A 25,430-nucleotide genomic window follows, 5' to 3' on the forward strand; every position below is an offset into this window, starting at 1 on the left:
TCCCCCGTGGGGGAGGGTGCGGGCGGCAAGCGGGGTGGTACCGCGGCACCGCCGGCCCCGGCGGGCGTCGTCCTCGCGGCTGGAGCGGTTCAGTCGAGGAGACGAGCACGGTGTCCGAGGACGTGACGGAAACCCCCCAGACCGGCGAGGTCGCCGGTGACGTGGCCGCGGAGACGACGAGCGGCCCGAGCTTCCCCGAGATCGAGCGCGCCGTGCTGGACTCCTGGGCCCGGGACGACACCTTCCGCGCCAGCGTCGACGCGCGCAGGGGGTCCGCGGCCGGGGAGTTCGTCGTCTACGACGGCCCGCCCTTCGCCAACGGCCTGCCCCACTACGGCCACCTGCTCACCGGGTACGTCAAGGACCTCGTGCCGCGCTACCGGACGATGCGCGGTCACCAGGTCGAGCGCCGCTTCGGCTGGGACACCCACGGCCTGCCCGCCGAGGTGGAGGCCGAGAAGCAGCTCGGTATCACCCACAAGTCGCAGATCGACGCGCTCGGCGTCGCGGCCTTCAACGACGCCTGCCGCACCTCCGTGCTCAGGTACACGAAGGAGTGGGAGGAGTACGTCACCCGCCAGGCGCGCTGGGTGGACTTCGAGAACGACTACAAGACCCTCGACACCGACTACATGGAGTCGGTCATGTGGGCCTTCAAGACGTTGTGGGACAAGGGTCTGGTCTACGAGGGGTTCCGCGTCCTGGCCTACTGCTGGCGGTGCGAGACGCCGCTGAGCAACTCCGAGACCCGCCTGGACGACGTCTACCGCAACCGCCAGGACCCCGCCGTCACCGTCGGGTTCCGGTTCACCGACTCCGGCGACGACCTCGACGGCGTCCTCGGCCTCGTCTGGACGACGACGCCGTGGACGCTGCCCAGCAACCTCGCGATGGCCGTCCACCCCGACCTGGAGTACGTCGTCGTCACGGGCACCGGCGACCACGAGGGTCGGCGGTTCCTGCTCGCCGCCGACCGGCTGGCCCACTACGCCCGCGAACTGGGCGAGGACGCCGCCGACCGCGTCGTGGCCCGCAAGCGCGGCGCCGACCTGCTCGGCCGCCGCTACGTCCCGCCCTTCGACTACTTCGCGGGCCGGGAGAACGCCCACCAGGTCCTCGCCGCCGACTACGTCACCACCGACTCCGGCACGGGGATGGTCCACATCGCCCCGGCCTTCGGCGAGGACGACAAGCTCGTCACCGACGCGGCCGGGATCGTCCCCGTCGTCCCCGTCGCCTCCAACGGGACGTTCACGGGCGAGGTCCGCGACTTCGCCGGGATGCACGTCTTCGACGCGAACAAGGAGATCAACCGCGCGCTGCGCGACGGGGTGCCCTCGGGCGCGCTGCTGCTGCGCCTGGAGACGTACGACCACTCCTACCCGCACTGCTGGCGGTGCGGGAACGCGCTGATCTACCGCGCCGTGTCGAGCTGGTTCGTCAAGGTCACGGCGATCCGGGACCGCATGGTCGAGCTCAACGAGCAGATCACCTGGGTCCCCGACCACGTGCAGCACGGGTCCTTCGGCAAGTGGCTGGAGGGGGCGCGCGACTGGTCCATCAGCCGCAACCGCTACTGGGGCAGCCCCATCCCGGTGTGGGTGTCGGACGACCCGGCGTACCCGCGCGTCGACGTCTACGGTTCGCTCGACGACCTCGAACGCGACTTCGGCGTCCGGCCGGCCGACCTGCACCGGCCGTTCGTCGACGAGCTGACCCGGCCCAACCCCGACGACCCGACGGGGCGCTCCACCATGCGCCGCGTCCCGGAGGTCCTCGACTGCTGGTTCGAGTCGGGGTCGATGCCGTTCGCCCAGGTGCACTACCCGTTCGAGAACACCGACTGGTTCGAGAGCCACTACCCGGGCGACTTCATCGTCGAGTACATCGGGCAGACCCGCGGCTGGTTCTACACGCTGCACGTCCTGGCCACGGCGCTGTTCGACCGGCCGGCGTTCCGCACGTGCGTCTCGCACGGGATCCTGCTCGGCGACGACGGCCGCAAGATGAGCAAGTCGCTGCGGAACTACCCGGACGTGTCCGAGGTCCTGGACCGCGACGGCTCGGACGCCATGCGCTGGTTCCTCATGAGTTCCCCCGTGCTGCGCGGCGGGAACCTCATCGTCACCGAGCAGGGCATCCGCGACTCGGTGCGCCAGGTGCTGCTGCCGCTGTGGAACACCTTCCAGTTCTTCCAGCTGTACTCCGGGACCTCCAGCCACACCCCGCGCTGGCGCACGACGTCGCCCGACGTCCTGGACCGGTACGTGCTGGCCAAGCTGCACGACACCGTCGTGCAGGTGACGGCACAGCTCGACGGTTACGACATCGCCGGGGCGTGCGAGACGTCGCGGCAGTTCCTGGACTCCCTGACCAACTGGTACGTCCGCCGGTCCCGGTCGGCGTTCTGGGACGGGGAGTCCGACCGCGCCCACGACGCGTTCGACACCCTGCACACGGTGCTGGAGACGACGACGCGGATGCTCGCGCCGCTGCTCCCGCTGTTCACCGAGGAGATCTGGCGGACGCTGACCGGCGGCCGCTCGGTGCACCTCACCGACTGGCCGGACCCGGTCGACCTGCCGAGCGACCCCGCGCTCGTGGCCGCCATGGACGAGGTGCGCGCCACCTGCTCCGGCGCGCTGGCGCTGCGCAAGGCGCACGGTCTGCGCGTCCGGTTGCCGCTGGACAAGCTCGAGGTCCTCGTCGCGGACCCGGCGGCCCTGGAACCGTTCGCCCAGCTCGTCGCGGAGGAGGTGAACGTGCGGCAGGTCGTGCTCGCACCGATCGACCGCGCCACCGAGCACGGCGTGGCCGCCAAGCTCACCGTCAACGCCCGCGCGGCCGGACCGCGCCTGGGCAAGCAGGTGCAGCAGGCGATCAAGGGGTCCAAGAGCGGGGACTGGACCGAACGCGCCGACGGGACGGTCGTGTCCGGCGGCGTCGAGCTCGTCGAGGGCGAGTACGAGCTGACGACGACGGTCGAGGGCGGTGACGGCGCCGTGGCGACGTCCGCGCTCGACGGGGGCGGGTTCGTCGTCCTCGACACGACCGTGACGCCGGAACTGGCGGCCGAGGGCATCGCCCGCGACGTCGTCCGCCTCGTGCAGCAGGCCCGCCGCGACGCGGGGCTGCACGTCAGCGACCGCATCCGGTTGACCGTGGCCGCGGACGGCCCCGTCTGGGAGGCGCTCGTGACGCACCAGAACCTCGTCGTGTCCGAGACGCTGGCCCAGCAGTTCGGGTCCAGCGGGTCGGCGTCGGCGGTCAGCGAGGAGGAGGCGACGCTCGTGGGGTCGGTCGAGGGGCACGAGGTGCGGATCTCGGTGCGGCGCGCCGACGACCTCGGGGGGCGGCGGTGAGCGCGCCCGGCGGTCCCGGCGAGGACGACCGCGAGCTCGAGGAGCTCATGGGCCCGCTCGGCGACGGCACCGACGACACGGGGGAGGCGTTCGGCACGGACGGCCTGCGCCGCGGGCGGGTCCCGCAGGACCACCGCTCCCCGCGCGTGAACGCCGACGGCCGGCTGGTGGCGGCCGGCCCGGTCGAGGAGGAGGACGACCGGTTCTCCGACGTCGTTGCGCAGGTCCTCGAGCGCAACCCCGAGCACCGGATCCACCCGACGCTGGACCGGGTGCGCGAGGCGTGCGGGCTGCTGGGCGACCCCCAGCTCGCCTACCGCGTCGTGCACCTGGCCGGCACCAACGGCAAGACGTCCACGGCTCGCGTCGTGGAACGGCTGGTCCGCGAGCACGACCTGCGGACCGGCAGGTTCACCAGCCCGCACCTCGTCGACATCACCGAGCGCATCTCGATCGACGGCGACCCGATCTCCCACGCCGCGTTCGTGCGGGCCTGGGACGACGTCGAACCCGTGGTGTCGATCGTCGACGAACGGGCCGCCGAGCGCGGCGAACCGCGGCTGAGCTTCTTCGAGGTGCTGACCCTCATGGCGTTCGCGGCCTTCGCGGACGCCCCCGTCGACGTGGCCGTCATCGAGACCGGCCTCGGGGGCACCTGGGACACGACGAACGTCGTGCAACCCGACGTCGCCGTCATCACCCCGGTGTCGATGGACCACGAGACGTGGCTCGGCTCGACGCTGGAGGAGATCGCCGGGCAGAAGGCCGGGATCATCAAGCACGGCGCGACGGTCGTCCTGGGCAAGCAGGAGGAGGAGGCCGGTGCGGTGCTGCTGGCCAAGGCCGCCGCCGAGCGCGTGACCGTCGTGCGCGAGGGCTTCGACTTCGGGGTCGAGGACCGCACCCTGGCCGTCGGTGGGCAGCAGGTCTCGCTGCGCACGCGCGGCGGGCTGTACGCCGACGTGTTCCTGCCCCTGCACGGGGCCCACCAGGCCGAGAACGCCGCCGTGGCGCTGTCGGCGGCCGAGGCGCTGCTCGCGCTGCCCGGCGGAACGCTGTCACCCGGCCTCGTCGAGGCCGCGTTCGCCGACGTCTCCTCCCCGGGACGGCTCGAGGTGCTGCGCACGTCGCCGCTCATCCTGGCCGACGCCGCGCACAACCCGGCCGGTGCGCAGGCCCTGGCCACCGCGATCGCCGAGGCGTTCACGCTCAGCCGGCTCGTCGGCGTCGTGGCGGTCATGGCCGACAAGGACGTCGAGGGGGTGCTGCAGGCCCTCGAACCGGTCCTGGCGGAGGTCGTCGTCACCCGGTCGAGCTCGGCGCGCGGGATGGAACCGGCCGAGCTGGCCGAACTGGCCGAGGACGTGTTCGGGGAGGACCGCGTGCACGTCGTCGAACGCCTCGACCAGGCCGTCGCGACGGCCGTGGACCTCGCCGAGGCCGAGGCGGGCGCCGGTGGCGGCATCGGGGGGTCCGGGGCGGGGGTCGTCGTCGCCGGGTCGGTCGTGCTCGCCGGGGACGCCCGCGCGTTGCTGGGGAAGGGCAAGCAGTGAGGAACCCCAAGCGGCTCATGGCCGCGACGACCCTCGGCAGCGAGGCGCTCGTCGTGTTCTTCGCGACGCTCGTGGCCTACGGGCTCGTGCCCATGGAGCAGCGCAGCTCGACGTACCTCCTCGTCGGGGGCGTGCTCGTGCTGTTGTGCCTGCTCGCGGCGGGGATGCTGCGGCGCCGCGGCGGCTACGCGCTGGGGTGGGTCCTCCAGGTGGTCATCGTCGCCGGGGGTTTCGTGGTGCCGCTGATGTTCGTCGTCGGCGGGGTCTTCGCGGTCATCTGGATCTGCTCGATCGTCGTCGGCAACCGCATCGAGCGGGAGCAGGCGGAGATCGCGCGGAGGATGGCGCAGGAGTGAACGTCCGTGACGTCGTCCTCGACGACGCCGTCGCCGTGGCGCAGTTCCAGACCCGGACGTGGGACGAGTGCTACGCGGGTCTCGTCCCCGACACCTACCTGCGGACGCAGCGCGTGCCCGAACGGCTGGCCCGGTGGGCGCAGACGCTGCGGACGGGGTCCCGCGGCTGCGCGTTGGCCGAGGTGGACGGCCCCGACGGACCCGAGGTCGTCGGTGTCGTGAGCTGGGTGCCCGGTGCGCCGAGCTGGGAACTGCGGAGCCTCTACGTGGCGGCCGTGGTCCGCGGCACCGGGGTCGCGGACACGCTGCTGCGGCGTGCGGTGGGGGAGCGGCCGGCCCACCTGCGGGTGTTCCGCGACAACGCGCGGGCCCGCAGGTTCTACGCTCGGCACGGGTTCACCGTCGTGGCCGGCAGCGAGCAGGTCGACACCGGGACGGGTGTGCCCGAGGTCTCGATGTCCCGACCGTGACGACCACGCCCGAGCACCGGAGGAACCCGCCGTGCGCATCGCCGTCGACCCCACCGCGGCCCAGCCCGCCGAACTGCTGGACCACGACGTCGTCACGTCCCTCGACGTGACCGTCCCCGCCGGCACGTCCGTGAGCGACCTGGCCGCCGTCCTGGGTCCGGTGGGCGAGCTGGACGCCGAGGGCGACGACGTCGCGGCCGCGCACGTCCGCGTCGCGGTGTCCTGGCTGCGGGACACCGCCCACGCCGAGGGTGCCGACGCGGGGTGGGACGAGCGGTTCGAGGGGATGCTCGCGTTCGCCGGGCAGCGGGGTTGGGTCACCGGGGACGCCGACGCCCGGACCGTCAGGGCGCACGTCGTGCCCGTCGGCTGAGGTGCGGTCCCCTCAGCGCAGGACGGGGAACCGCGCGGACAGCCCCGGGTATTGCTCGGCCTCGGAGCCGGTGAGCGCGACCCGGCCGGTGCCGGCCAGGACGACGGTGGCGTCGTCCCAGCCGGCGGGGACCGCCCCGCCCGCGAGGTCGTCCACCGTGCGGCGGGCCAGGTGCAGCGCGCTCGCCGCGGGCGGGTCGGCGATGAGTTCCAGGTCGAGGTGGTGCACGGCGAGTTCCACGGCCCAGCTGCCGAGGAAGTCGCCGGTGGAGAACGTCATGTCCTGGAACGCGATCCGGCCCTCGGTGACCCGTTCGACCCCTCGGGCCAGGCCGCGGACGGTCGTGGCGACGTGAGCCGTGAAGACGGTGGGCCCGGAGTGCGCGGCGACCAGGCCGGCCAGGAACGTGGCCTCCCCGGCGGGGTCCGTCGACGTCGGGTACCGCTCCCAGTACCCCGCGGCGTCGACCGTGAGGTCCCCCGGGCCGTCGACGGCCAGCAGGGCCAGCGCGACCTCCTGCAACCCGAGGTGGACGTGGGCCAGCACCTGCCCGCACGTCCACCCCTCGCACCGGCTGGGAGCGTCGAGGTCGTCGAACGCCCCCAGCAACCGCTCCCACTCGGTGAGCTCGTCGAGCAGGGCGTCGCGACCCTCCTCGTGCCCCAGGTGGAGCGTCACCGCGCCGACGCCGGTGCGGGCTCGTCCATGTCCTCCAGCTCCCTGCCCTTCGTCTCGCGCACCGCCTTGCGGACGAAGACGAACGACAGCAGCGCGATGAGGGCGTAGAGGCCGTAGGCGAACTGCAGCCCGGCCCCCGCCAGGGCCGGGAAGCTCGTGGAGATGGCGAAGTTCGCCAGCCACTGCGCGGCCGCCGCCACGGCGAGACCGGCGGCGCGAATCTTGTTGGGGAACATCTCCCCGAGCAGCACCCAGACGACCGGGCCCCACGTCGCGCCGAACGAGATGACGTAGACGTTGGCGGCGATCACCGCGATGGTGCCCCACGGGGCGGGCAGGCTGGGGTTGTCCGCGGTGCCGCCGGCCTGGGAGAACGCGACCGCCATGACGGTGAGGGAGACGAACATGCCCGCCGACCCCGCGGTCAGCAGCGGTTTGCGGCCGATCTTGTCCACGAGGGCGATGGCGATGAACGTGACGACGACGTTGGTGACCGAGGTGATGACCGACGTGGTGAACGCGTCGGACTCCTGGAACCCGACGGCCTGCCACAGGGTCGTGGAGTAGTAGAAGATCACGTTGATGCCGACGCCCTGCTGCAGGACCGACAGCAGGATCCCGACCCACACGACGGGCAGCAGGCCGAACCTCGGGCCGCGCAGGTCGCGCAGGCTCGGGTCGTGCTCGCGCCGCATCGAAATCTTGATCTCCGAGACCTTGCGGTGCACCGCGTCCATGCTGCGCGTGCCGAGCACCTGACGCAGGACCTCTCCGGCGCGCTCGGTCTGGTTCTGGGCGATGAGGTAGCGCGGGGACTCCGGGACGCCCAGGGCCAGGACGGCCCAGACGACCGCGGGGACGATGCCGACGAGGAACATCCACCGCCAGGCCTCCCAGCCCAGCCAGGTCGAGTTCTCAGCACCACCGGCCGAGTCGGCGATGATCTTGTCGGACAGCAGGGCGACGAAGATGCCGACCGTGATCGCGAGCTGCTGCAGCGAGGCGAGACGGCCGCGGATGCGGGCCGGAGCGACCTCGGCGATGTAGGTCGGGGCGATGACGGAGGCGACGCCGACGCCCAGCCCGCCGACGACGCGCCAGAGGATGAGGTCCCACACGGCGAAGGCGAACGCCGATCCGACGGCGCTGACCGCGAACAGGAGACCGCCCGTCACCATGATCGACTTGCGGCCGAAGCGGTCGGCGAGGCGGCCGGCGAACCAGGCGCCGACGGCTGCGCCGAGCAGGGCGCAGGAGACGGCGAACCCCGAGAGACCCTCCGACAGCGTGAACTGGTTGGTCACCGCCTGGACGGCCCCGTTGATGACGGAGGTGTCGAAGCCGAAGAGGAAGCCGCCGATGGCCGCCACGATCGAGATCATCACCACCTTCACGGTGGTGTGCCTCGGGTCCTCGTCCTCGGCGTGGACGTCGCCGCCGCGCCCCTGCGCGCTCTCCGAACTCATGCGGTTCTCCCTCGGTGCCTGGAGCCCCGAGCCGGAGCCCGTCCCCGATGGTCCGCCCGGGACACGATCTGCGCACGCCGAACGCCCAGGGAACGGTCAGGCGTCCTCGCCGCGCGCGGTGGCGAGGTCGTGCGCGGCCATGTCGACGGCTTCCTCGGCGCGGCGGGCGGCGTCCACGAGCCCCGCGAGCGCCGAGCCGTCGGGCAGCCGGGCCGTGCGCCCGGCGTAGGCCTTCGACAGGGACCGCGCCTCGGCGGCGAGCTCGGTGAGGACGTGCGCGGCCTCGTCGCGGGCGGCGCGCAGCGCCTCCTCCTGGGCGGCGGTGTCCTCGCGGTCGTGTCGCACCCCGACATCCTGGCGCACCGCGCGCACGAGGTGTCCGATGCGTGCAAGACGCGGAGCCCCGGCCGCACCAGGCTGGGGGCATGAGCGACCAGCCGCCCGCACCCCGCCTCGACCTCGTCGGCCTCGTCGTCGCCGACATGGCCGCCTCGCTGTCCTTCTACCGCCGTCTCGGCCTCGACCTGCCCGCCGAGGCCGACGACGCCCCGCACGTCGAGACGACGCTGCCCGGCGGTCTGCGCCTGGCGTGGGACACCGAGGAGACCATCCGGTCCTTCGACCCCTCGTACTCGCGGGAGGCCGCCGGCAACCGGACCAGCCTCGCGTTCCGCTGCGCGAGCCCGGCGCACGTCGACGCGCTCCTCGCGGAACTCGTGGACGCCGGGGCACGCGTCCACCTCGCCCCGTTCGACGCGGTGTGGGGGCAGCGCTACGCGACGGTGCTCGACCCCGACGGCGGGTCGGTCGACCTGTTCGCGCCGCTGCCGGGCTGAAGCGCACCGGGCGTCGTCCCGCCGAACCGGCGCACCTCCCGCGTCAGGTGCGCCTGGTCGGTGAGACCGAGCCCGGCGGCCACCTCGGCGGGCGGGTGACCGGCCCGCAACGCCGCCAGGGCCCGGCGGAAGCGCAGGACCCGCGCGAGGAGCTGGGGCGAGTACCCGAACGCGGCCAGGCTGCGCCGGTGCAGCGTCCGCTCGCTGACGTCGAGGTCGGCTGCGACCGCCGCCACCCGGCGGCCCGCGGCCAGGGCCCGCACGACGTGGTCCAGGGCCGGGTCGCAGGCGGGCCCGGCCCCGGCGACGGCCTCCAGGACGGCCCCGGGGGCGGCGCTCGCGGCGACCGTCGCGGTGAGCTGGCGGACGCGGGCCGCGCCCCAGAGGTCGGCCAGGTCGACGCGGCGGTCCCGCAGCTCCTCGGCCCGCACCCCGAGCACCGCGGGGGCGTGCCCGGGGACGAACCGCAGACCCGTCCAGCGGACCCCGGCCCCCGCCCCGCCGGACTGGGGACGGGTGTCGGGCCCTGCGACGAGCAGGCGCTCGGTGTCGCTGCGCCACAGCAGGTCCATGCAGCCGTCGGGCAGCACCGGCCCGGTGTCCGCGCCGGCCGAGGCGCTGGTCCACACGACGGCGCCCGGGACGGACGACGTGCGCTCGCGGTAACCCGTCCGGTCCACGCCCCCAGTCCACACCCGGGAGACACCACCCGTCCCGCTAGGGTCGTCCGCGTGACCGAGACCACCAGCGCGAACACCGCCCAGCGCACCCTCGTCCTCGTCAAGCCCGACGGCGTGCGGCGCAACCTGTCCGGGGAGGTCCTGCGCCGCATCGAGGCCAAGGGCTACACCCTCGTCGCCGTCGAGCTGCGGAGCGCGACGCGCGAGCTGCTCGCCGGCCACTACGCCGAGCACGAGGGCAAGCCGTTCTACGAGCCCCTCGTCGAGTTCATGCTGTCCGGTCCCGTCCTCGCGGCCGTCGTCGAGGGCCACCGCGTCATCGAGGGCTTCCGCTCGCTGGCCGGCACGACTGACCCCACCACGGCCGCCCCCGGCACGATCCGCGGCGACCTCGGGCGCGACTGGGGCCTGAAGGTCCAGCAGAACCTCGTCCACGGCTCGGACTCCGAGGAGTCCGCGGCCCGCGAGATCGGTCTGTGGTTCCCGAACCTCTGAGCGGTCGACGGGTTCTGCGGCAGGCCGAGGTCGAGAGGGGCAGGAGGGGCGGGCCGCCCACCGCGCGGAGGCCTCGTTGCCTCCCCGGGGTCGATGACCGGCCCCGGGGAGGCAACGAGATGAACCCCCGGGGCCGGCGCAGGGCCCGTCAGCGCGACCGCATGTACGCGGCCCACGCCGTCTCGACGGCGGCGAGGGCGGTCTCGTCCTGCAGCGAGGTCACGTCCCCGCCGCCGCGGCCGGCGGTCATGTCGGCCATGAGCCGGCGCATGATCTTGCCCGACCGCGTCTTAGGCAGGTCCGGCACGACGACGACGTCGCGGGGCTTGGCGACCGGCCCGATCTGCTGCGCCACGTGCTCGCGCAGTTCCGCCGCCACGTCCTGCGGCCCCTCGCCGCGCAGGATCACGAACGCGACGATCCGCTGCCCCGTCGTCTCGTCGGGCGCGCCGACGACGGCGGCCTCGGCCACCCGCGGGTGCGAGACGAGGGCGGACTCGAGCTCGATGCTCGACAACCGGTGCCCCGAGACGTTGAGGACGTCGTCGATGCGCCCGCCGATCCAGACGTACCCGTCGGCGTCCTTCGTGGCGGCGTCCCCGGCGAGGTAGTACCCCCGGTCCGCGTACGGTTCCCAGTAGCTCTCGACGAACCGCGCGTGGTCGCGCCACACGGTGCGGGCCATGCCCGGCCAGGGTTCCGTGATGACCAGCACCCCCTGCTCGCCCGGTGCCACCTCCTCGCCCGCCTCGTCGACGACGGTCGCCGACAACCCCGGCAGCGCGACGGTGCCCGACCCGGGTTTCAGCGGTGTGACGCCGGGCAGGGGAGCCACGACGGCGGCGCCGGTCTCGGACTGCCACCACGTGTCGACGATCGGGCAGCGCCCACCACCGACGTGGCGGTGCAGCCAGAGCCAGGCCTCGGGGTTGATGGCCTCGCCGACGGACCCCAGCAGCCGCAGCGAGGACAGGTCGAACCGGGCGGGCAGTTCGGGGCCGTGCTTCATGAACGTCCGCACGAGCGTGGGGGCGGTGTAGTAGATCGTCACCCCGTACTTCTCGATGACCTCGAAGTGCCGGCCCGGGTGCGGCGTCAGCGGCGACCCCTCGTAGATCACCTGGGTCACGCCGTTGGACAGCGGCCCGTACATCTCGTACGAGTGCGCCGTCACCCACGCCAGGTCCGCCTGGCACCAGTAGACGTCGTCGTCCTTGACGTCGAACACGGCCCAGTGCGACCACGACGTGTGCGTCAGGTACCCGCCGCTGGTGTGCACGAGGCCCTTCGGCTTCCCCGTGGTCCCCGACGTGTAGATGATGAACAGCGGGTTCTCGGCGTCGAAGCTCGGCGCGACGTGCTCGGGGGACTGGCGGTCGACGAGGTCGTGCCACCACACGTCGCGGCCCGGGCTCCACGGCACGTCGGGGGTCAGCTCGCCGGTGCGGCGCAGGACGAGGACGTGCTCGACGTGGTCGAGCCCCTCGACCGCCGCGTCCACCGCGCCCTTGACGGCCACGGCGCTCCCGCGGCGGAACTGCCCGTCGGTGCAGACGAGGAGCTTGGCGCCGGTGTCCTCGACGCGGAACCGCAGCGCCTCGGCCGAGAAACCGCCGAACACGAGGGAGACGACGGCGCCGATCCGGGCGCACGCCATCGTCGTGACGATGGTCTCGGGCAGCACCGGCAGGTACAGCACGACGCGGTCGCCGTGCCCGACGCCGAGCTCGCCGAGCGCGTTGGCGAGGCGGCACACCTCGTCCTGCAGCTGCGCGTAGGTGATCGTCCGGGAGTCGCCCGGCTCGCCCTCCCAGTGCAGCGCGACCTTGTCCCCGCGCCCGGCCGCCACGTGCCGGTCGACGCAGTTGACGGCCACGTTGAGCCTGCCGCCGGTGAACCACCGCGCCGTCGGCAGCGTCGAGCCGTCGAACACCGTCGTGAAGGGCTCGTCCCACTGCAGGCGCCGGGCCTGCTCGGCCCACCACGCCTGCGGGTCCGCGGCGGCTCGCGCGTACTCGTCCGCGCCGACGTTGGCCTGGGCGGCGAACTCCGCCGGGGGCGGGACGACGAGCTCGTCGGGCATGGGTCCTCCGGGGGGTCACGGGTGGCTTGGCCGTCAGCGTAGCCGCGCCGTACCGTGGGCCCGTGGACAGGACCGGGGGTGCGGGCACCGCTGCCGCGCGTTCGTTCGTCGCCGTCCAGCGCCGGCACGTCGACCTCTGCCGCACCCGCTCCGCCGTCTGTCGCTGACCCGCTCCGCCGCCCGGGACCCCTCCCGGGCCGCCCGGCAGGTCACGACCACCCCGAGGAGCCCCGTGCCGTTCCCCCCGCCCCTGCGCTGGGCCGTCGAGCTCGACGGCGCCGGCCGCCACCCCGCTGCCTGGCGACTGCCCGGTGCCTGTCCCGGGGACCTGTTCACCGCCGCCCACTGGCGGCGGCTGGCGGCGACCGTCGAGGCCGCCGACCTCGACCTCCTCGTCGTCCCCGACGCCTACCGCCTGCAGTCGGCCGGCGAGCGCGACCAGCGCGGTCGCCTCGACGCGGTCGCCGTCGCGGCCCACCTCGCCCCGCTGACCCGGCGCACCGGGCTCGTCCCCGTCGTCACGGCGACGCACACCGAGCCGTTCCACACCCAGAAGGCGATCGCGACGCTGGACCTCACGAGCCGGGGCCGCGCCGGCTGGCAGGTCGAGGTGTCCACGACGCCCGCGGAGGCGGACCTGTTCGGCCGCAAGCCGGTCGCGCCCGCGGACGAGCTGTGGCGGGAGGCGGCCGAGACCGTCGACGTCGCCCGCCGGCTCTGGGACTCCTGGGAGGACGACGCGGTGGTCCGCGACCTGGCGACGGGCCGGTACGTCGACCGGGACAAGCTGCACCCCGTCGACTTCGCGGGCGGGTTCTTCACGGTCAAGGGTCCCTCCATCACACCCCGCTCACCGCAGGGCCAGCCGTTGGTCGTCGTGCCCGTGCGGGACGAGCCGTCCCTCGCGCTGGCCGCGGCGCAGGCCGACGTCGCCCGGCTGGAGACCGCCAGCCCGGAGCGGGCCGCCGCGTGGGCGGCCCGGCTGCCGGACGCGACCGTCCTGCTCGACGTCGAGATCCTCCTGCGCCGGGGCGCGGGGGAGGCCGCCGGTGTCGCCGCGCAGCTCGACGCGTGGAGCCCCGGGCACGCCCCGCGCACGCTGCGGCACGTGGGGACGCCGGACACGTTCCGCGGCCTCGTCCAGGCCCTGCCCGCGGGCGTCGACGGCGTGGCCGCGGTCCCGCTGGACCTGCCCGGGTCGCTCGACGTCCTGACCGCCGAGGTCCTGCCCCGGCTGCCCCGCCCCGTCGTCCGGGGCACCACCCTGCGGGAGCGCTTCGGCCTGCCCCGACCCGTCAGCCGCTACGCCCGGGAGGTCCCCGCGTGAGCGCGAAGCGCCAGGTCCACCTGGGCGCCCACTTCCCGGGGGTCAACCAGACCACCGTCTGGCGCGATCCGCGGGCGGGCAGTCAGACCGACTTCACCTCCTTCGAGCACCTGGCCCGCACGGCCGAGCGCGGGCTCATGGACTTCTTCTTCCTGGCCGAGGGCCTGCGCCTGCGCGAGCAGGGCGGCACGATCTACGACCTGGACGTGGTGGGCCGGCCGGACACGCTGACGGTCCTGAACTCCCTGGCCGCGGTCACGACGCACCTCGGCCTGGCCGGGACCATCAACGCCACGTTCAACGAGGCCGCCGAGGTCGCGCGGCAGTTCGCCAGCCTCGACCACCTCTCCGGCGGGCGGGCCGCGTGGAACGTCGTGACGAGCTCGGACGCGTTCACGGGCGAGAACTTCCGCCGCGGCGGGTACCTTGCCCACGCCGACCGGTACGTGCGGGCCCGTGAGGTGATCGACGTCGCCAGGGCGTTCTGGGACTCCTGGGGGCCGGGCGCCCTCGTCGCCGACCCGGAGCTCGGCGTCTTCGCGCGCGACGTCCACGACGTCGGGCACCACGGACCGCAGTTCGACGTCCGGGGCCCGGGGTTGCTGCCGCGCAGCCCGCAGGGGCACCCGGTCCTGTTCCAGGCCGGGGACTCCGACGACGGCCGGGAGTTCGGCGCCGCGTACGCCGACGCCGTCTTCACGATGCACGGCACGCTCGAGGCGGGCCGCCGCTTCACGGCGGACCTGCGGGCCCGCGCCGTCCGCAACGGCCGCTCGGGCGAGGACCTGCGCATCCTGCCCGGCGCCTCGTTCGTGCTCGGGGACACCGAGGCCGAGGCCCGCGAGAACGCCCGGACGATCCGGTTCCAGCAGGTCGGGCCCCAGCAGGCCGTCGCGTTCCTCGAACAGGTCTGGGGCCGGGACCTCACGGGGTTCGACCCCGAGGGGCCGCTGCCGGTGCAGGACCCCGACCTCACGGCGACGATCGCCCAGGGCCGCACCCGCTTCCCCCGCGACCGGGTCGAGGTCGCCCGCGAGTGGCGGGAGCTGGCCGCCGCGAACGGCTGGAGCGCCCGGGAACTCGTCGTCGAGGTCTCCGGCAGGCAGCAGTTCGTCGGGACGCCCGAGCAGGTCGCCGCGGAGATCGACGAGTACGTGCAGGCCGACGCCTGCGACGGGTTCATCCTCGTGCCGCACCTCACCCCGACCGGTCTGGACGAGTTCGTCGACCGCGTCGTCCCGCTGCTGCAGGAACGCGGCGCGTACCGCACGGAGTACACCGGGACGACCTTGCGCGAGCACCTCGGACTGACCCACCCGCACGACGCGTCCCGCGCGCTCGACCCCGCCCCCCGCACCGCCTGAGGAGCAGCAGATGACCACCACGACGATCGACGAGGGAACCCTCGACGCGGCCCGGGCCGCCCGGGACGCGTGGCGCGCCGAGCGCACGGCCGTGCTGTCGACCCCGCACGGCTGGCTGAGCCTCACGGGCCTGCACTGGCTCGGGGCCGACGCCGCGCTCGTCGAGGGTCTGCCCGGCCGGTGGGCCTCGGTGGACGGCGCGGTCGAGGTCACCGCCACCGCGGCGGACGGAGTCGCGCTCGACGGGACGCCTGTCGAGGGCACCGTCCGCGTCGACACCCCCGAGGGAGCACCGGGGACCCTCCTGGAGGTGGGGCAGCGGCGGGTGGAAGTTTTGCAGCGCAGCGGGAACCACGCCCTGCGCGTCCGCGACCCGCAGGCCCCGACGCTCGCGTCGTTCACGGGCGTGCCCGTCTTCGAGTTCTCCGAGCGCTACGTCCTGCCCGCCGAGTTCGTCCCCCACGAGCAGGTCCGGGACGTCGTCGTCGGCGCCGTCGTCGAGGGCCTGCAGCACCACCACCGGGCCGTCGGCGTCGTCCGCTTCGACCTCGACGGACCCCAGCAGCTCACGGTGTTCCAGGGCGGCACCGTCCTGTTCACGGACGCCACCAGCGGGGTGACGACGACGGGGACGACGCGGTCGGTCACCGTCCCGACGACGCCGGGTCCGGTGGTCCTGGACCTCAACCGCGCGCAGAACCTGCCGTGCGCGTTCACCGACTTCGCCACGTGCCCGCTGCCGCCGGCCGAGAACCGGCTCACCGTCCCCGTCGCGGCGGGGGAGAAGGACCCGCGGTGACGGTGCTCCCGGGAGGTTTCCCCCCGGCCGAGCTGGAGGCCCTGCGGGCGCAGTTCCCGATCCTGAGCCGCACCACGCGCTCCGGGAAACCGCTGGTGTACCTGGACTCGGGGGCGACCTCGCACAAACCCCGCGCCGTCCTGGACGCCGAGCGCCGGTTCTACGAGACGCACAACGCCGCCGTCCACCGCGGGGCCCACCAGCTCGCCGAGGAGGCCACCGACGACTTCGAGGCCGCACGGGCCGCGATCGCGGCGTTCGTCGGCGCCCCCGCGCAGGAGGTCGTGTTCACGAAGAACGCGACCGAGTCGCTGAACCTCGTCGCCCACGCGTTCAGCACCACGACCGCCTACGCGGCGCGGGGTTCGGCACCGGCCGGGCAGGCTCTCGACCCGCGGTTCGTGCTCGCCGAGGGCGACGAGCTCCTCGTCACCGAGGCCGAGCACCACGCCAACCTCGTCCCGTGGCAGGAGCTGTGCGCCCGCACCGGAGCGGTGCTGCGCTGGGTGCCCGTCACCGACGGCGGCGTCCTCGACGTCGGCGCGCTGGACGCCCTGGTGACCGAGCGGACGAAGGTCGTCGCCTTCGCGCACGCCTCCAACGTCCTCGGCGCGATCGCGCCGGTCGCCGAGCTCGTCGCGGCCGCCCGCCGCGTCGGCGCGCTCGTCGTGCTCGACGCGTGCCAGTCCGTCCCGCACGTGCCCGTCGACCTGCCGTCCCTCGGCGTCGACCTCGCCGCCTTCTCGGGGCACAAGGTGCTGGGGCCGTCCGGCGTCGGTGTCCTGTGGGGGCGCGCGGAACTGCTCGAGGCCATGCCCCCGTTCCTCACCGGCGGCTCGATGATCGAGCTCGTCCGGATGGAACGCTCGACGTTCGCCCCGGCGCCGCAGAAGTTCGAGGCCGGTGTGCCGATGACCGCCCAGGCCGTCGGCCTGCACGCGGCCGTGGACTTCCTGCGCGGCCTCGGACCGGACGGGACCGGGGTCGCGCGCGTGGAGGCGCACGAACGCGCCCTCACGGCCCAGCTCCTCGCCGAGCTCGCGGAACTGCCCTGGATCCGCGTCCTCGGGCCCCTCGACGCCGCCGACCGCGTGGGCCTGGTCTCCTTCGTCGTGGACGGTCCGGACCTGCAGGTCCACGCCCACGACGTCGGGCAGCTGCTCGACGACGAGGGTGTCGCGGTGCGCGTCGGTCACCACTGCGCCTGGCCGCTGCACCGGCGCTTCGGGGTCGCGGCGACGACGCGCGTCAGCTTCGGGCCCTACAACCAGCCCTCGGACGTCGACGCGGTGCTGCGGGGTCTGCACCGGGCGCGCGACCTGTTCGGCTGAACCCCCCGTGAGAACCTGACGCGCGTGGACCTGTACCAGCAGCTGATCATCGAGCACTCCAAGCGTCCGCACGGCGAGGGGTTGCGGGAGCCGTTCGGCGCGCAGTCCCACCACGTGAACCCCACGTGCGGGGACGAGATCACGCTGCGGGTCCGCCTCGACGACGCCGGTGGCGCTCCGGTCGTGGGGGACGTGTCCTACGACGCGCTCGGCTGCTCCATCAGCCGGGCCTCGGCCTCGGTGCTGCACGGGCTCGTCGTCGGCCGGTCCGTCGCCGAGGTGGGCGAGCTGCGCGAGGCGGTGCAGCACATGCTCACCAGCCGCGGTGAGGACCCCGGCGACGAGGAGGTCCTCGGCGACGCCGTCGCCTTCGCCGGGGTCGCCAGGTACCCGGCCCGCGTGAAGTGCGCGCTGCTCAGCTGGTCGGCGCTGGCCGACGCGGTGCTGCGCGCCTGAAGGACGCGCCGGTCGCGGTGGTTACCGTTCCCCCGTGCAGATCCGCGACTACACCGAGGCCGACTGGGCCGGCATCTGGCCCTTCTTCGACGAGATCGTCGCCGACGGCGAGACGTACGCGCTGCCGCGGGGGCTGACCTCGGACCGGGCCCGCGCCGAGTGGGTCGGTGCGCCGCCCTGGGCGACGGTCGTCGCCGTCGAGGAGGGGACGGGGACGGTCCTCGGGACCGCGAGGTGCGGGCCGAACCGGCCCGGTGCCGGCTCCCACGTCGCCACCGCGAGCTTCATGGTGGCGCCGGCCGCCCGCGGCCGCGGTGTGGGTCGGTCGTTGGGGGAGCACGTCGTCGCCCGGGCGCGCGAGCGGGGCTTCCTGGCGATGCAGTTCAACGCCGTGGTGGAGACCAACACCGCCGCCGTGGCGCTGTGGCGGTCCCTGGGGTTCGCGGTCGTCGGCACCGTCCCGCAGGCCTTCGACCACCCCGAGCACGGCTACGTGGGGCTGCACGTCATGCACCGCTTCCTGTGAGCGACCCGCGGTCCGGGGGCCGGGGTCGTCGCGGAGTCCACCCGGCTCCGGGACGGGCGCACCACCGTCGTGGTCGAGGGGGTCGAGGTGTCGGGCAGCCACCTCCCGTCGTCCGGCGCCTCGCCGGGGCGTCGGGCACGGCCGGCGATGCCCTAGGCTGACCGGACCATCCAGAGCGGCCGAGAGACCTGGCTCGTCGACGCCGCAGCAACCCCGGGGACGCACCGCGTCCCGGAGGGTGCTCATGCCAGGACCGATGGGAGGAACAGTGGGCTACGCCGGCGACCTCACCCCGCGTGAGGCCTTCGACCTGGTGCAGGACGACCCGGACGCCGTCCTCGTGGACGTGCGCACCGAGGCGGAGTGGCGCTTCGTGGGGGTCCCGAGCGGTCTGGACCGCGACCCGGTCCTCGTCTCGTGGCTGCCCGTCGACCCCGGGCGCTTCCTCGGGGAACTGGCCGCCGCGGGCATCACGCCGGGCGCGGACCGCGCGGTCGTCTTCCTGTGCCGTTCCGGGCAGCGGTCCGTCGGCGCGGCCGACACCGCGACGGCGGCCGGGATCGGGCCCAGCTACAACGTGCTCGAGGGTTTCGAGGGACCGCTGGACGAGGAGGGGCACCGCGGCGGCACCGGCTGGCGGGCCGCGGGGCTGCCCTGGCGGCAGTCGTGAGCGGACGGCGGGACCGGCGACCGGACACCGCGGCCGTCCGCGGCGGGCTGGCCCGCTCCCCGTTCGAGGAGACGGCCGAGGCGATGTACCTCACGTCGGGCTACGTGTACGAGAGCGCCGCCGCGGCGGAGGCGGCCTTCGCCGGCGACGTCGACCGGTACGTCTACTCCCGCTACGGCAACCCGACGGTGTCGGTGTTCACGGAGCGGCTGCGGCAGCTGGAGGGGGCGCAGGCCTGCTACGGCCTGGCCAGCGGCATGTCCGCCGTGTTCTACGCCCTCGCCGCCCTCCTCGGGGCGGGCGACCGGGTCGTCGCGGCCCGCAGCCTCTTCGGGTCCTGCTTCGTCGTCCTCGACGAGGTCCTGCCCCGCTGGGGCGTGGAGACGGTGTTCGTCGACGGTGAGGACCTCGGGCAGTGGGAACGGGCCCTGGCCCCGGGAGCCCAGGCGGTGTTCTTCGAGACCCCGGCCAACCCGATGCAGACCCTCGTCGACGTCGCGGCGGTCTCCGAGCTCGCGCACGAGGCCGGGGCGACCGTCGTCGTCGACAACGCGTTCGCGTCCCCGGTCGGGCAGCGCCCGTTGCGGTTCGGCGCGGACGTCGTCGTGTACTCCGCGACGAAGCACATCGACGGCCAGGGGCGCGTCATGGGCGGGGCGGTCCTCGGCTCCGAGGAGTTCCTCGGCGGGCGGTTCCGGGAACTCACCCGGCACACCGGGCCGACGCTCAGCCCCTTCAACGCCTGGACCCTGGCGAAGGGCCTGGAAACCCTCAGCCTGCGGGTGCGGCACTCGTCGGCGAACGCGCTGCGGATCGCCGAGCACCTGGAACGGCGACCCGGGATCCGCTGGGTGCGCTACCCCGTGCTGGACAGCCACCCGCAGGTCGACCTCGCGCGGCGGCAGATGGACCTCGGCGGCACCGTCGTGACGTTCGAGCTCGACGCCCCGCAGGGCCGCGGCAAGGAGCGCGCCTTCGAGGTCCTCGACGCCCTGCAGGTCGTCGACATCTCCAACAACCTCGGTGACGCCAAGTCCCTGGCCACCCACCCGGCGACGACGACGCACCGCCGGCTCGGTCCGGACGGCCGCGCCGCCATCGGCCTGACCGACGGCGTCCTGCGCCTGTCCGTCGGCCTCGAGGACGTGGAGGACCTCCTGGAGGACCTCGACCACGCCCTCACCCGCGCGACCCCGCGCCCCTGACACCCCTGACACCCCTCCCGATCGGAGCCCCACCCGTGACCAGGTCCGTCCCCGTCTCCCACGCCGGCAGCCTCCCGCGCACCGCGGAACTCATCGCCGCCAACGAGGCCCGCACGCTCGCCGCGGACGGTTTCACCCTCGAGCGCACCCCCGAGTTCGAGGCGCTGCTCACCGACGCCGTCGTCGACCTCGTGCGCCGCCAGCGCGACCTCGGCGTGACGGTCGTCGGCGACGGGGAGTACGGCAAGGCGATGACGAGCGCCGTCGACTACGGCGCCTGGTGGTCCTACTCGTTCCAGCGCGTGGCGGGTCTGGAGGTGACGGGGGAGGACCTGTTCACCCAGCCGGTCGTCCGGTCCGCGCCGGGCGACGTCCGGCTCACGAGCTTCCCCGACCGGCGGGACTGGACGATCTTCCGCGACGCGTACACCGACCCGGCGTCGGGGATCTCGACGGGTGAGACCGCGACGGCGTTCCCCGCCACGACCGGCCCGCTGTCCTACACGGGCCAGGGAGCCATCGCCTCCGACATCGCCAACCTCAAGGCCGGCCTGGCCGCGGCCGGGGTCGAGGAGGGTTTCATCACCTCGCTGTCGCCGGGCAGCGGGGCGCGCATCTCCAACCGGTACTACGCGACCGAGGAGGAGCACATCTGGGCGTGGGCGGACGTCATGCGCGAGGAGTACCGCGCGGTCGTCGACGCCGGGCTCACCGTGCAGATCGACGACCCGTCCATCGCGGAAAACTGGGACCAGATCAACCCCGAACCCTCCGTGGAGGACTACCGCGCCTTCACCCGGATCCGCGTCGAGGCGTTGAACCACGCCCTGCGCGGGCTGCCCCCGGAGCAGGTGCGGTTCCACCTGTGCTGGGGCAGCTGGCACGGTCCGCACACCACCGACGTCGAGTTCCGGCACATCGTCGACCTCATGCTCGAGATCGACGCGGGGTCGTACTCCTTCGAGGCCGCCAACGTGCGGCACGAGCACGAGTGGAAGGTCTGGCGCGACGTCGAACTGCCGGCCGGCAAGAGGATCGTGCCCGGGATCGTCAGCCACGCGACGAACGTCGTGGAGCACCCCGAACTCGTCGCCGACCGCATCGAGCGGTTCGCCTCCGTCGTCGGCGCGGAGAACGTCGTCGCCTCCACCGACTGCGGGCTCGGCGGCCGCATCCACCCCCAGATCGCCGTGGCCAAGCTCGCGGCCCTGGGGGAGGGCGCCCGGATCGCCGGGTCCCGACTGTTCCGGTGAGCCGGGTGAGCACGCCGTGACACCCACGAGCGGGCCCGCGGGGGACGCGGCCTGGGCCCTGTGGCAGGACTCGCCCTGGGGCCGGCTGCGTTACCACGTCGTGGCCCGGCTGCTGCGGTCCTGGACCGCCGACCTCGGTGAGGGCCTGCGCGTCCTGGACGCCGGGGGCGGCGACGGCCGCGACGCGTTGCCCTTCGCCCTGGCGGGGCACGACGTGACGGTCCTGGACCGCTCACCGCAGATGCTGGCGCTGGCCCGGGCCGCCGCCGGCGCCGCGGGGGTCGCCGACCGCGTGCACACGGTGGCGGCCGACCTGGAGGACCTCACCGCGCTGGCCGCCCTCACCCGGCACCGGGAGGGCGGGTCGGGTTCCTTCGACGTCGTGCTCTGCCACGACGTGCTGCAGCACAGGGCCTCGCACGCGCAGGTCCGGGCCGACGTGGCGACCCTCGTTTCGTCCGTGCGACCCGGCGGGCTCGTGTCGCTGCTGGCGCCGAACCCGCCGGCCGATGTCCTCGCGACCGTCCTGCACCGGGGGCCCGCCGCCGCGTGGGTGGCTCTGGACGCCGACCGCGCGAGCGATCCCGCCACCGGGCACACCGCGCTGCGGTTGTCGCCGGAGTTCGTCGAGGACGCCCTCGACGACGCCGGCTGCGACGTCGTCGGCAGCGCCGGGGTCCTGGCCGTCACCGCCCTGCTGGAGGGCGCCGAACGGGTGGACGACCGGGTGGCGGCCGACCTCGAGGAGCTCGAGGTGGACCTCAGCGGGCGGCCGTCGTTCGCCGGGACGGCGCGGTACTGGCTGCGCGCGGGCCGACGACGCTGACCGCACCCAGGCCCAGCAGACCACGCGCCACGCGGTCGTTGAGCCGGAAGAACCCCGCGTCCAGACCGGGTCGGGCGAACGCCGCGGCCCACCCGCCGCCCGCCACCCACGGCCCGACCGCGAACCGCCCCGGGTGGACGGTGCCGTCGGCGTGGACCAGGCGCTGCTCGGTGTCCACGACGAGCTTCCCGCCGGCGAGCTCGCTGAGTTCCCCCCGGCCGCTGAGGTTGCGCAGCAACGGGTCCGCGCTCTCGGTGACGTGCGCCCGGGGCAGCCGGGCGTCGACGAGCACGGCCGCGCTGGTCGCGTCGGGCGAGTTCGACGAGCGGGCGGTCCAGCACCCGCCGACCTCGTCGGGCGCGAACCGGACGTCTGCGCCGAGGAACCGGACGACCCCGGCGTCGGCCAGCGCCAGCAGCTCGCGCAGGCGCCGCGGCGGTGGCCCCGACGCCACGTAGCTGAACAACCCGTGCCACCAGCCGTCGACCTCGGCCACCGAGTCGTCGTCCAGGCGTCCCGCGTGCGCGAGCCCGGCGACGGTGACGTAGCAGGACAGCAGCGCGGAGAACACGGCCGCGTCCATGCTGAACCGCGGGTCCCCCCTGCGTTCGACGTCCGCGGCGACGTGGGCCCGGACGCGGTCGTGCACGGCTGCTCCCGTCGGGGCCCACCACCCGTCGAGCGGCCGGTCCAGCCGGCGCAGGTCGAAGCGGTCCTCGGCGGCGGGGACGGCCTGCGCGACGAGGGCGTCCAGGTCCGGGTCCCCCCAGCGGGCGGTCGCGAACCGGCGGTCGAACTCCGCCGGGTCCAGGGTGGTCCGCCCCGGGTGGGCGCGGAACAGCTCGGCGTAGTGCGCACCGGCGAGCTCCTTGGCCACGAGCGGCCACACGTCCCGCCGCAGGCCCAGCACCGGGCGCGACGGCAACTCCTGCTCGGTGAGGAACCGGGGCAGCACCGGCCGCTCGGTGAGCTGGTAGGTGATCTTCGAGCGGTAGGGGACCCCGCGGCGCGACCCCACGTGCAGCACCGGTTCCCGGCCGCTGCGGTGGTAGACGGGACCGTCGGGGGTCTCCTCGAACCGGCCGCCCCGGCCCTGCGTCAGCAGCACGAGCAGGTCGACGAAGGCCAGGCCCATCCCCGCCACCAGGACGTCGCGGCCGGGCGGCAGGGTCTCCTCGTCGTCGCTCAGCCCGAGGTCGCTCGTGTAGCCGGGGGCCACGTACCCGAGCCCGTGCCGGGCGGCGAACTCCCGCGCCGCCACCTCGCGCGGCCCCGGGACCACGTCGGGGTGCCCCTGCGCCAGGACGACCCCGTCCACGTCGAGCGTGGTGCCGTCCTCGAGCACGGCGTGCTGGCGGTCCGTGCCCCGCTGGTCGTCGAGCACGTCCACGACGCGGGTGCGGTGCACCGTCAGCCGCACCCCCGCGGGGAGCCCCGCGACGACGCGGTCCCACGCCCAGCGCAGGTACCGGTTGCCGAGGGCCCGGGAGACGAACGTGTCCTCGTGCACGGACAGGACCTCGCGCCGCAGGGCGTCCTGGCCGGTGCGGGCGAACTCCTCGGCGAGCGCGGTGCGGTGCGCCTCGAGCCAGGCGTGCAGGGTCGGTCCGGTGCGCACGGGCCCCTCGAGCCGGGAGGACGCGTCGGGCAGCACGGTGACGTCCGCGGCGCGCGAGTTCATCCACAGCAGGGGGTCCTGGTCGGCGCGCCAGACGCGTCCGGCCCCCGCCGGGTGGGGGTCGACGACGTGCACGTCCACCGCGGCTCCGGTCGCGGCGGCGTGCGCGGACAACCGGTCGAGCACGCCGAGGGTGCGCGGACCGGCGCCGACGAAGAGCAGGGTGAGACGCACGTGGGCTCCCGAGGAGGAGGGGTGGAGGGGACTCCGGGACGTTCCTCAGCGACACGTGGCGGTGTGGGTGCGGCACAGGTCGACGTGGCGACGGCGCACGAGCCGGCCGTTCGTCGTCCCCGCGATCCGCACGAGCCCAGGGTAGGCGAGCCCGCCCCGCCCCGTCCCGCGCGGAGGGGGCCGGGTCGTCTCAGCCGGTGGTGCGGCTGCCGAGCACGAAGGTCCGGATCGCGGTGACCGCCGCGCCGCGGGCCCACTCGGTGAACCCCGTCGGCTGCACCTCCAGGTCCAGCGCGCCGGCGTAGCGGCTGCGGTGCTCCCGGAGGCCGCGGTGCAGGGCGTCCTGGCCGACGACGGCCAGCCGGATGCCCTCGCCGGACAGGATGACCTTCTCCGGCATGGTGAGGTTGCCGATCGCGGCGACGAGGACGCCGAGGCCGTAGGCGGAGTCGTCGACGACGCGGCGCGCCAGCGGGTCGCCCTCCGCGGCGAGGTCGAGCACCTCCTCGTACCGCACGGGCCGGCGCAGCGCCGCGGACGCGCGCGACTCCACGGCCGCCACGGTCAGCAGCGCGTCGGCGCAGCCCTGGTGCCCGTCGGGGCACAGGGGACCCCCGGGCAGCAGCGGGAAGTGCCCGAGCAGCCCCACCCCGGCGTCCGGGCGGTCGAGCACCTCGTCGCGCACGACGAGGCCGTAGCCCAGCCCTTCGCCGATGGTCAGGACGGCGAAGTGCCCGCAGCGGCGCGCGGAGCCGAACCACTGCTCCGCGCGCGCGAAGGACAGCAGGTCGTTGTCGACGACGACCGGCAGGCCCAGCTCGGCCTCCAGGTCCCGGCCCAGGGGGACGTCCTCCCAGCCCAGGAAGCTCGCGTTGAGCACGTGCCCGTCCGCTCCGACGAGACCGCCGAGCGAGACCCCGACGGCCCGGACGTTCCCGGGCGCGAGGAGGTCGTGCTCGGCCACCACCGCGCGGACCAGACCGACCACGGTCTCGCGGACGGAGTCGGGGGAGGGGTCCGGCAGGACGGCCTCGACGGTCCCGAGGACGGTGGCGCGCAAGGAGGTCAGCACGACGTGGACGGTCGTCGCCGTCAGCTTGACGCCCACGAACAGGTGGGAGCGCTCGTCGACGTCCATGGGCCGGGTCGGCCGGCCCGTGACCGGGTCGGGGGCCTCCCCGATCTCCTGGAGCAGGCCGGAGTCCAGCAGCGGCCGCGACAGCCGCGTCAGCGTGCCGGCGGAGAGGTCGAGGCGCCGGGCCAGCTCGCTGCGGGGCAGCGGCCCGTCCAGCAGCACCTCCAGGGCGATGCTGTGCGCCGTGCCCGTCAGGGGTGTCCAGGCCACGGCCGTCGGCGCGGTACGGGCGCCGGGTGCGGGAGCGTCGATGGTCCGCCTCCTTCGTCGAACCTGGATCGTACGGCTGGGAGTGTTGGTGCGGAAGTCACTTCGGGAAGTTCTCCTTCCGAAG

At 74.3% G+C, this 25,430-nt stretch carries 24 protein-coding genes and 1 riboswitch; of the genes, 17 read left to right on the forward strand and 7 right to left on the reverse strand.

Annotated elements, in window-relative coordinates; translation table 11 throughout:
• The first annotated feature begins 110 nt into the window (after positions 1-110).
• Genes ileS through AB2L28_RS06975 form a run of 5 tightly spaced genes read left to right on the forward strand, consistent with a single transcriptional unit; the run spans position 111 to position 6,114 of the window.
• The gene (gene ileS / locus AB2L28_RS06955) at positions 111-3,362 is read left to right on the forward strand and encodes an isoleucine--tRNA ligase (protein ID WP_370718024.1); all 3,252 of its coding nucleotides are present in this window, start codon (positions 111-113) and stop codon (positions 3,360-3,362) included.
• A 47-nt stretch (positions 3,363-3,409) separates the two neighbouring features.
• Positions 3,410-4,915, forward strand: a complete 1,506-nt coding sequence (locus AB2L28_RS06960; RefSeq protein WP_370718376.1) for a bifunctional folylpolyglutamate synthase/dihydrofolate synthase — start codon at positions 3,410-3,412, stop codon at positions 4,913-4,915.
• Positions 4,912-5,271, forward strand: a complete 360-nt coding sequence (locus AB2L28_RS06965) for a DUF4233 domain-containing protein (RefSeq protein WP_370718025.1) — start codon at positions 4,912-4,914, stop codon at positions 5,269-5,271. The genes AB2L28_RS06960 and AB2L28_RS06965 overlap by 4 nt, the downstream gene beginning before the upstream one ends.
• Entirely contained in the window at positions 5,268-5,741 is a 474-nt protein-coding gene (locus tag AB2L28_RS06970; protein ID WP_370718026.1) for a GNAT family N-acetyltransferase, read from the forward strand. The genes AB2L28_RS06965 and AB2L28_RS06970 overlap by 4 nt, the downstream gene beginning before the upstream one ends.
• 31 nt (positions 5,742-5,772) lie before the next feature.
• On the forward strand, positions 5,773-6,114 hold the full coding sequence (locus tag AB2L28_RS06975; protein WP_370718027.1) for a hypothetical protein: 342 nt from the start codon (positions 5,773-5,775) through the stop codon (positions 6,112-6,114).
• A gap of 12 nt (positions 6,115-6,126) precedes the next feature.
• Here AB2L28_RS06975 and AB2L28_RS06980 read toward each other — a convergent pair whose 3' ends face one another.
• The 3 genes from AB2L28_RS06980 to AB2L28_RS06990 all read right to left on the reverse strand — a co-directional run bounded on the left by AB2L28_RS06980 (position 6,127) and on the right by AB2L28_RS06990 (position 8,603).
• Entirely contained in the window at positions 6,127-6,792 is a 666-nt protein-coding gene (locus tag AB2L28_RS06980) for a maleylpyruvate isomerase N-terminal domain-containing protein (protein ID WP_370718028.1), read from the reverse strand.
• Entirely contained in the window at positions 6,789-8,258 is a 1,470-nt protein-coding gene (locus AB2L28_RS06985) for a sugar porter family MFS transporter (protein WP_370718029.1), read from the reverse strand. The genes AB2L28_RS06980 and AB2L28_RS06985 overlap by 4 nt, the downstream gene beginning before the upstream one ends.
• 96 nt (positions 8,259-8,354) lie before the next feature.
• Positions 8,355-8,603: a hypothetical protein gene (locus tag AB2L28_RS06990; RefSeq protein WP_370718030.1), complete on the reverse strand. Its 249-nt coding sequence runs from the start codon at positions 8,601-8,603 to the stop codon at positions 8,355-8,357.
• Positions 8,604-8,683: 80 nt separating this feature from the next.
• Here AB2L28_RS06990 and AB2L28_RS06995 point away from each other — a divergent pair, with 80 nt between their 5' ends.
• On the forward strand, positions 8,684-9,094 hold the full coding sequence (locus tag AB2L28_RS06995) for a VOC family protein (RefSeq protein WP_370718031.1): 411 nt from the start codon (positions 8,684-8,686) through the stop codon (positions 9,092-9,094).
• On the opposite strand, the gene AB2L28_RS07000 is transcribed toward AB2L28_RS06995, so the two are convergent.
• Positions 9,031-9,774 (reverse strand): AraC family transcriptional regulator, encoded by a 744-nt coding sequence (locus AB2L28_RS07000; protein WP_370718032.1) that lies wholly within the window; start codon positions 9,772-9,774, stop codon positions 9,031-9,033. The genes AB2L28_RS06995 and AB2L28_RS07000 overlap by 64 nt on opposite strands.
• 51 nt (positions 9,775-9,825) lie before the next feature.
• Here AB2L28_RS07000 and ndk point away from each other — a divergent pair, with 51 nt between their 5' ends.
• Positions 9,826-10,269, forward strand: a complete 444-nt coding sequence (gene ndk / locus AB2L28_RS07005; protein ID WP_370718033.1) for a nucleoside-diphosphate kinase — start codon at positions 9,826-9,828, stop codon at positions 10,267-10,269.
• Between the two features lie 148 nt (positions 10,270-10,417).
• Here the strand turns inward: ndk and acs are convergent, their stop codons facing one another.
• Positions 10,418-12,352, reverse strand: coding sequence for an acetate--CoA ligase (acs, locus tag AB2L28_RS07010; RefSeq protein WP_370718034.1), 1,935 nt, complete (start codon positions 12,350-12,352; stop codon positions 10,418-10,420).
• A gap of 232 nt (positions 12,353-12,584) precedes the next feature.
• On the opposite strand from acs, the gene AB2L28_RS07015 reads away from it, so the two are divergent.
• The 10 genes from AB2L28_RS07015 (at position 12,585) to AB2L28_RS07060 (ending at position 22,109) form a co-directional block, all read left to right on the forward strand.
• Positions 12,585-13,679, forward strand: coding sequence for an LLM class flavin-dependent oxidoreductase (locus AB2L28_RS07015; RefSeq protein ID WP_370718035.1), 1,095 nt, complete (start codon positions 12,585-12,587; stop codon positions 13,677-13,679).
• Positions 13,676-15,043 carry an NtaA/DmoA family FMN-dependent monooxygenase gene (locus AB2L28_RS07020; protein ID WP_370718036.1) on the forward strand — a complete coding sequence of 456 codons (1,368 nt, stop codon included), beginning with the start codon at positions 13,676-13,678 and terminating at the stop codon, positions 15,041-15,043. Before AB2L28_RS07015 ends, AB2L28_RS07020 begins: the two co-directional genes overlap by 4 nt.
• 10 nt (positions 15,044-15,053) lie before the next feature.
• Entirely contained in the window at positions 15,054-15,842 is a 789-nt protein-coding gene (locus AB2L28_RS07025; RefSeq protein WP_370718037.1) for a DUF1684 domain-containing protein, read from the forward strand.
• Positions 15,839-17,173 (forward strand): SufS family cysteine desulfurase, encoded by a 1,335-nt coding sequence (locus tag AB2L28_RS07030; RefSeq protein ID WP_370718038.1) that lies wholly within the window; start codon positions 15,839-15,841, stop codon positions 17,171-17,173. Before AB2L28_RS07025 ends, AB2L28_RS07030 begins: the two co-directional genes overlap by 4 nt.
• A 24-nt stretch (positions 17,174-17,197) precedes the next feature.
• Positions 17,198-17,629: a Fe-S cluster assembly sulfur transfer protein SufU gene (sufU, locus tag AB2L28_RS07035; RefSeq protein ID WP_370718039.1), complete on the forward strand. Its 432-nt coding sequence runs from the start codon at positions 17,198-17,200 to the stop codon at positions 17,627-17,629.
• Positions 17,630-17,663: 34 nt separating this feature from the next.
• Complete coding sequence (locus AB2L28_RS07040) at positions 17,664-18,155, forward strand: GNAT family N-acetyltransferase (protein ID WP_370718041.1); 492 nt, start codon at positions 17,664-17,666, stop codon at positions 18,153-18,155.
• Between the two features lie 163 nt (positions 18,156-18,318).
• A riboswitch (SAM riboswitch) is annotated at positions 18,319-18,418 on the forward strand.
• Between the two features lie 5 nt (positions 18,419-18,423).
• Positions 18,424-18,825 carry a rhodanese-like domain-containing protein gene (locus AB2L28_RS07045; protein WP_370718377.1) on the forward strand — a complete coding sequence of 134 codons (402 nt, stop codon included), beginning with the start codon at positions 18,424-18,426 and terminating at the stop codon, positions 18,823-18,825.
• Entirely contained in the window at positions 18,822-20,030 is a 1,209-nt protein-coding gene (locus AB2L28_RS07050; protein ID WP_370718042.1) for an O-succinylhomoserine sulfhydrylase, read from the forward strand. The genes AB2L28_RS07045 and AB2L28_RS07050 overlap by 4 nt, the downstream gene beginning before the upstream one ends.
• Positions 20,031-20,065: 35 nt before the next feature.
• Positions 20,066-21,283, forward strand: coding sequence for a cobalamin-independent methionine synthase II family protein (locus AB2L28_RS07055; RefSeq protein ID WP_370718043.1), 1,218 nt, complete (start codon positions 20,066-20,068; stop codon positions 21,281-21,283).
• Between the two features lie 16 nt (positions 21,284-21,299).
• On the forward strand, positions 21,300-22,109 hold the full coding sequence (locus AB2L28_RS07060; protein ID WP_370718044.1) for a class I SAM-dependent methyltransferase: 810 nt from the start codon (positions 21,300-21,302) through the stop codon (positions 22,107-22,109).
• Here AB2L28_RS07060 and AB2L28_RS07065 read toward each other — a convergent pair.
• Together AB2L28_RS07065 and AB2L28_RS07070 are read right to left on the reverse strand one after the other, a co-directional pair.
• Positions 22,045-23,961, reverse strand: coding sequence for an FAD/NAD(P)-binding protein (locus tag AB2L28_RS07065; RefSeq protein WP_370718045.1), 1,917 nt, complete (start codon positions 23,959-23,961; stop codon positions 22,045-22,047). The genes AB2L28_RS07060 and AB2L28_RS07065 overlap by 65 nt on opposite strands.
• Before the next feature lie 190 nt (positions 23,962-24,151).
• The gene (locus tag AB2L28_RS07070; RefSeq protein WP_370718046.1) at positions 24,152-25,306 is read right to left on the reverse strand and encodes an ROK family protein; all 1,155 of its coding nucleotides are present in this window, start codon (positions 25,304-25,306) and stop codon (positions 24,152-24,154) included.
• Between the last annotated feature and the right edge of the window lie 124 nt (positions 25,307-25,430).

The organism is Kineococcus mangrovi (genome assembly GCF_041320705.1).
In the GTDB taxonomy this organism is placed as follows: domain Bacteria; phylum Actinomycetota; class Actinomycetes; order Actinomycetales; family Kineococcaceae; genus Kineococcus; species Kineococcus mangrovi.

Excerpts from the sequence above, each read along its gene's own strand:
- AB2L28_RS06960 (WP_370718376.1), top strand. The coding sequence starts at position 3,410 with ATGGGCCCGCTCGGCGACGGCACCGACGACACGGGGGAGGCGTTCGGC.
- AB2L28_RS06985 (WP_370718029.1), bottom strand. The coding sequence starts at position 8,258 with ATGAGTTCGGAGAGCGCGCAGGGGCGCGGCGGCGACGTCCACGCCGAG.
- AB2L28_RS06995 (WP_370718031.1), top strand. The coding sequence starts at position 8,684 with ATGAGCGACCAGCCGCCCGCACCCCGCCTCGACCTCGTCGGCCTCGTC.
- acs (WP_370718034.1), bottom strand. The coding sequence starts at position 12,352 with ATGCCCGACGAGCTCGTCGTCCCGCCCCCGGCGGAGTTCGCCGCCCAG.
- AB2L28_RS07025 (WP_370718037.1), top strand. The coding sequence starts at position 15,054 with ATGACCACCACGACGATCGACGAGGGAACCCTCGACGCGGCCCGGGCC.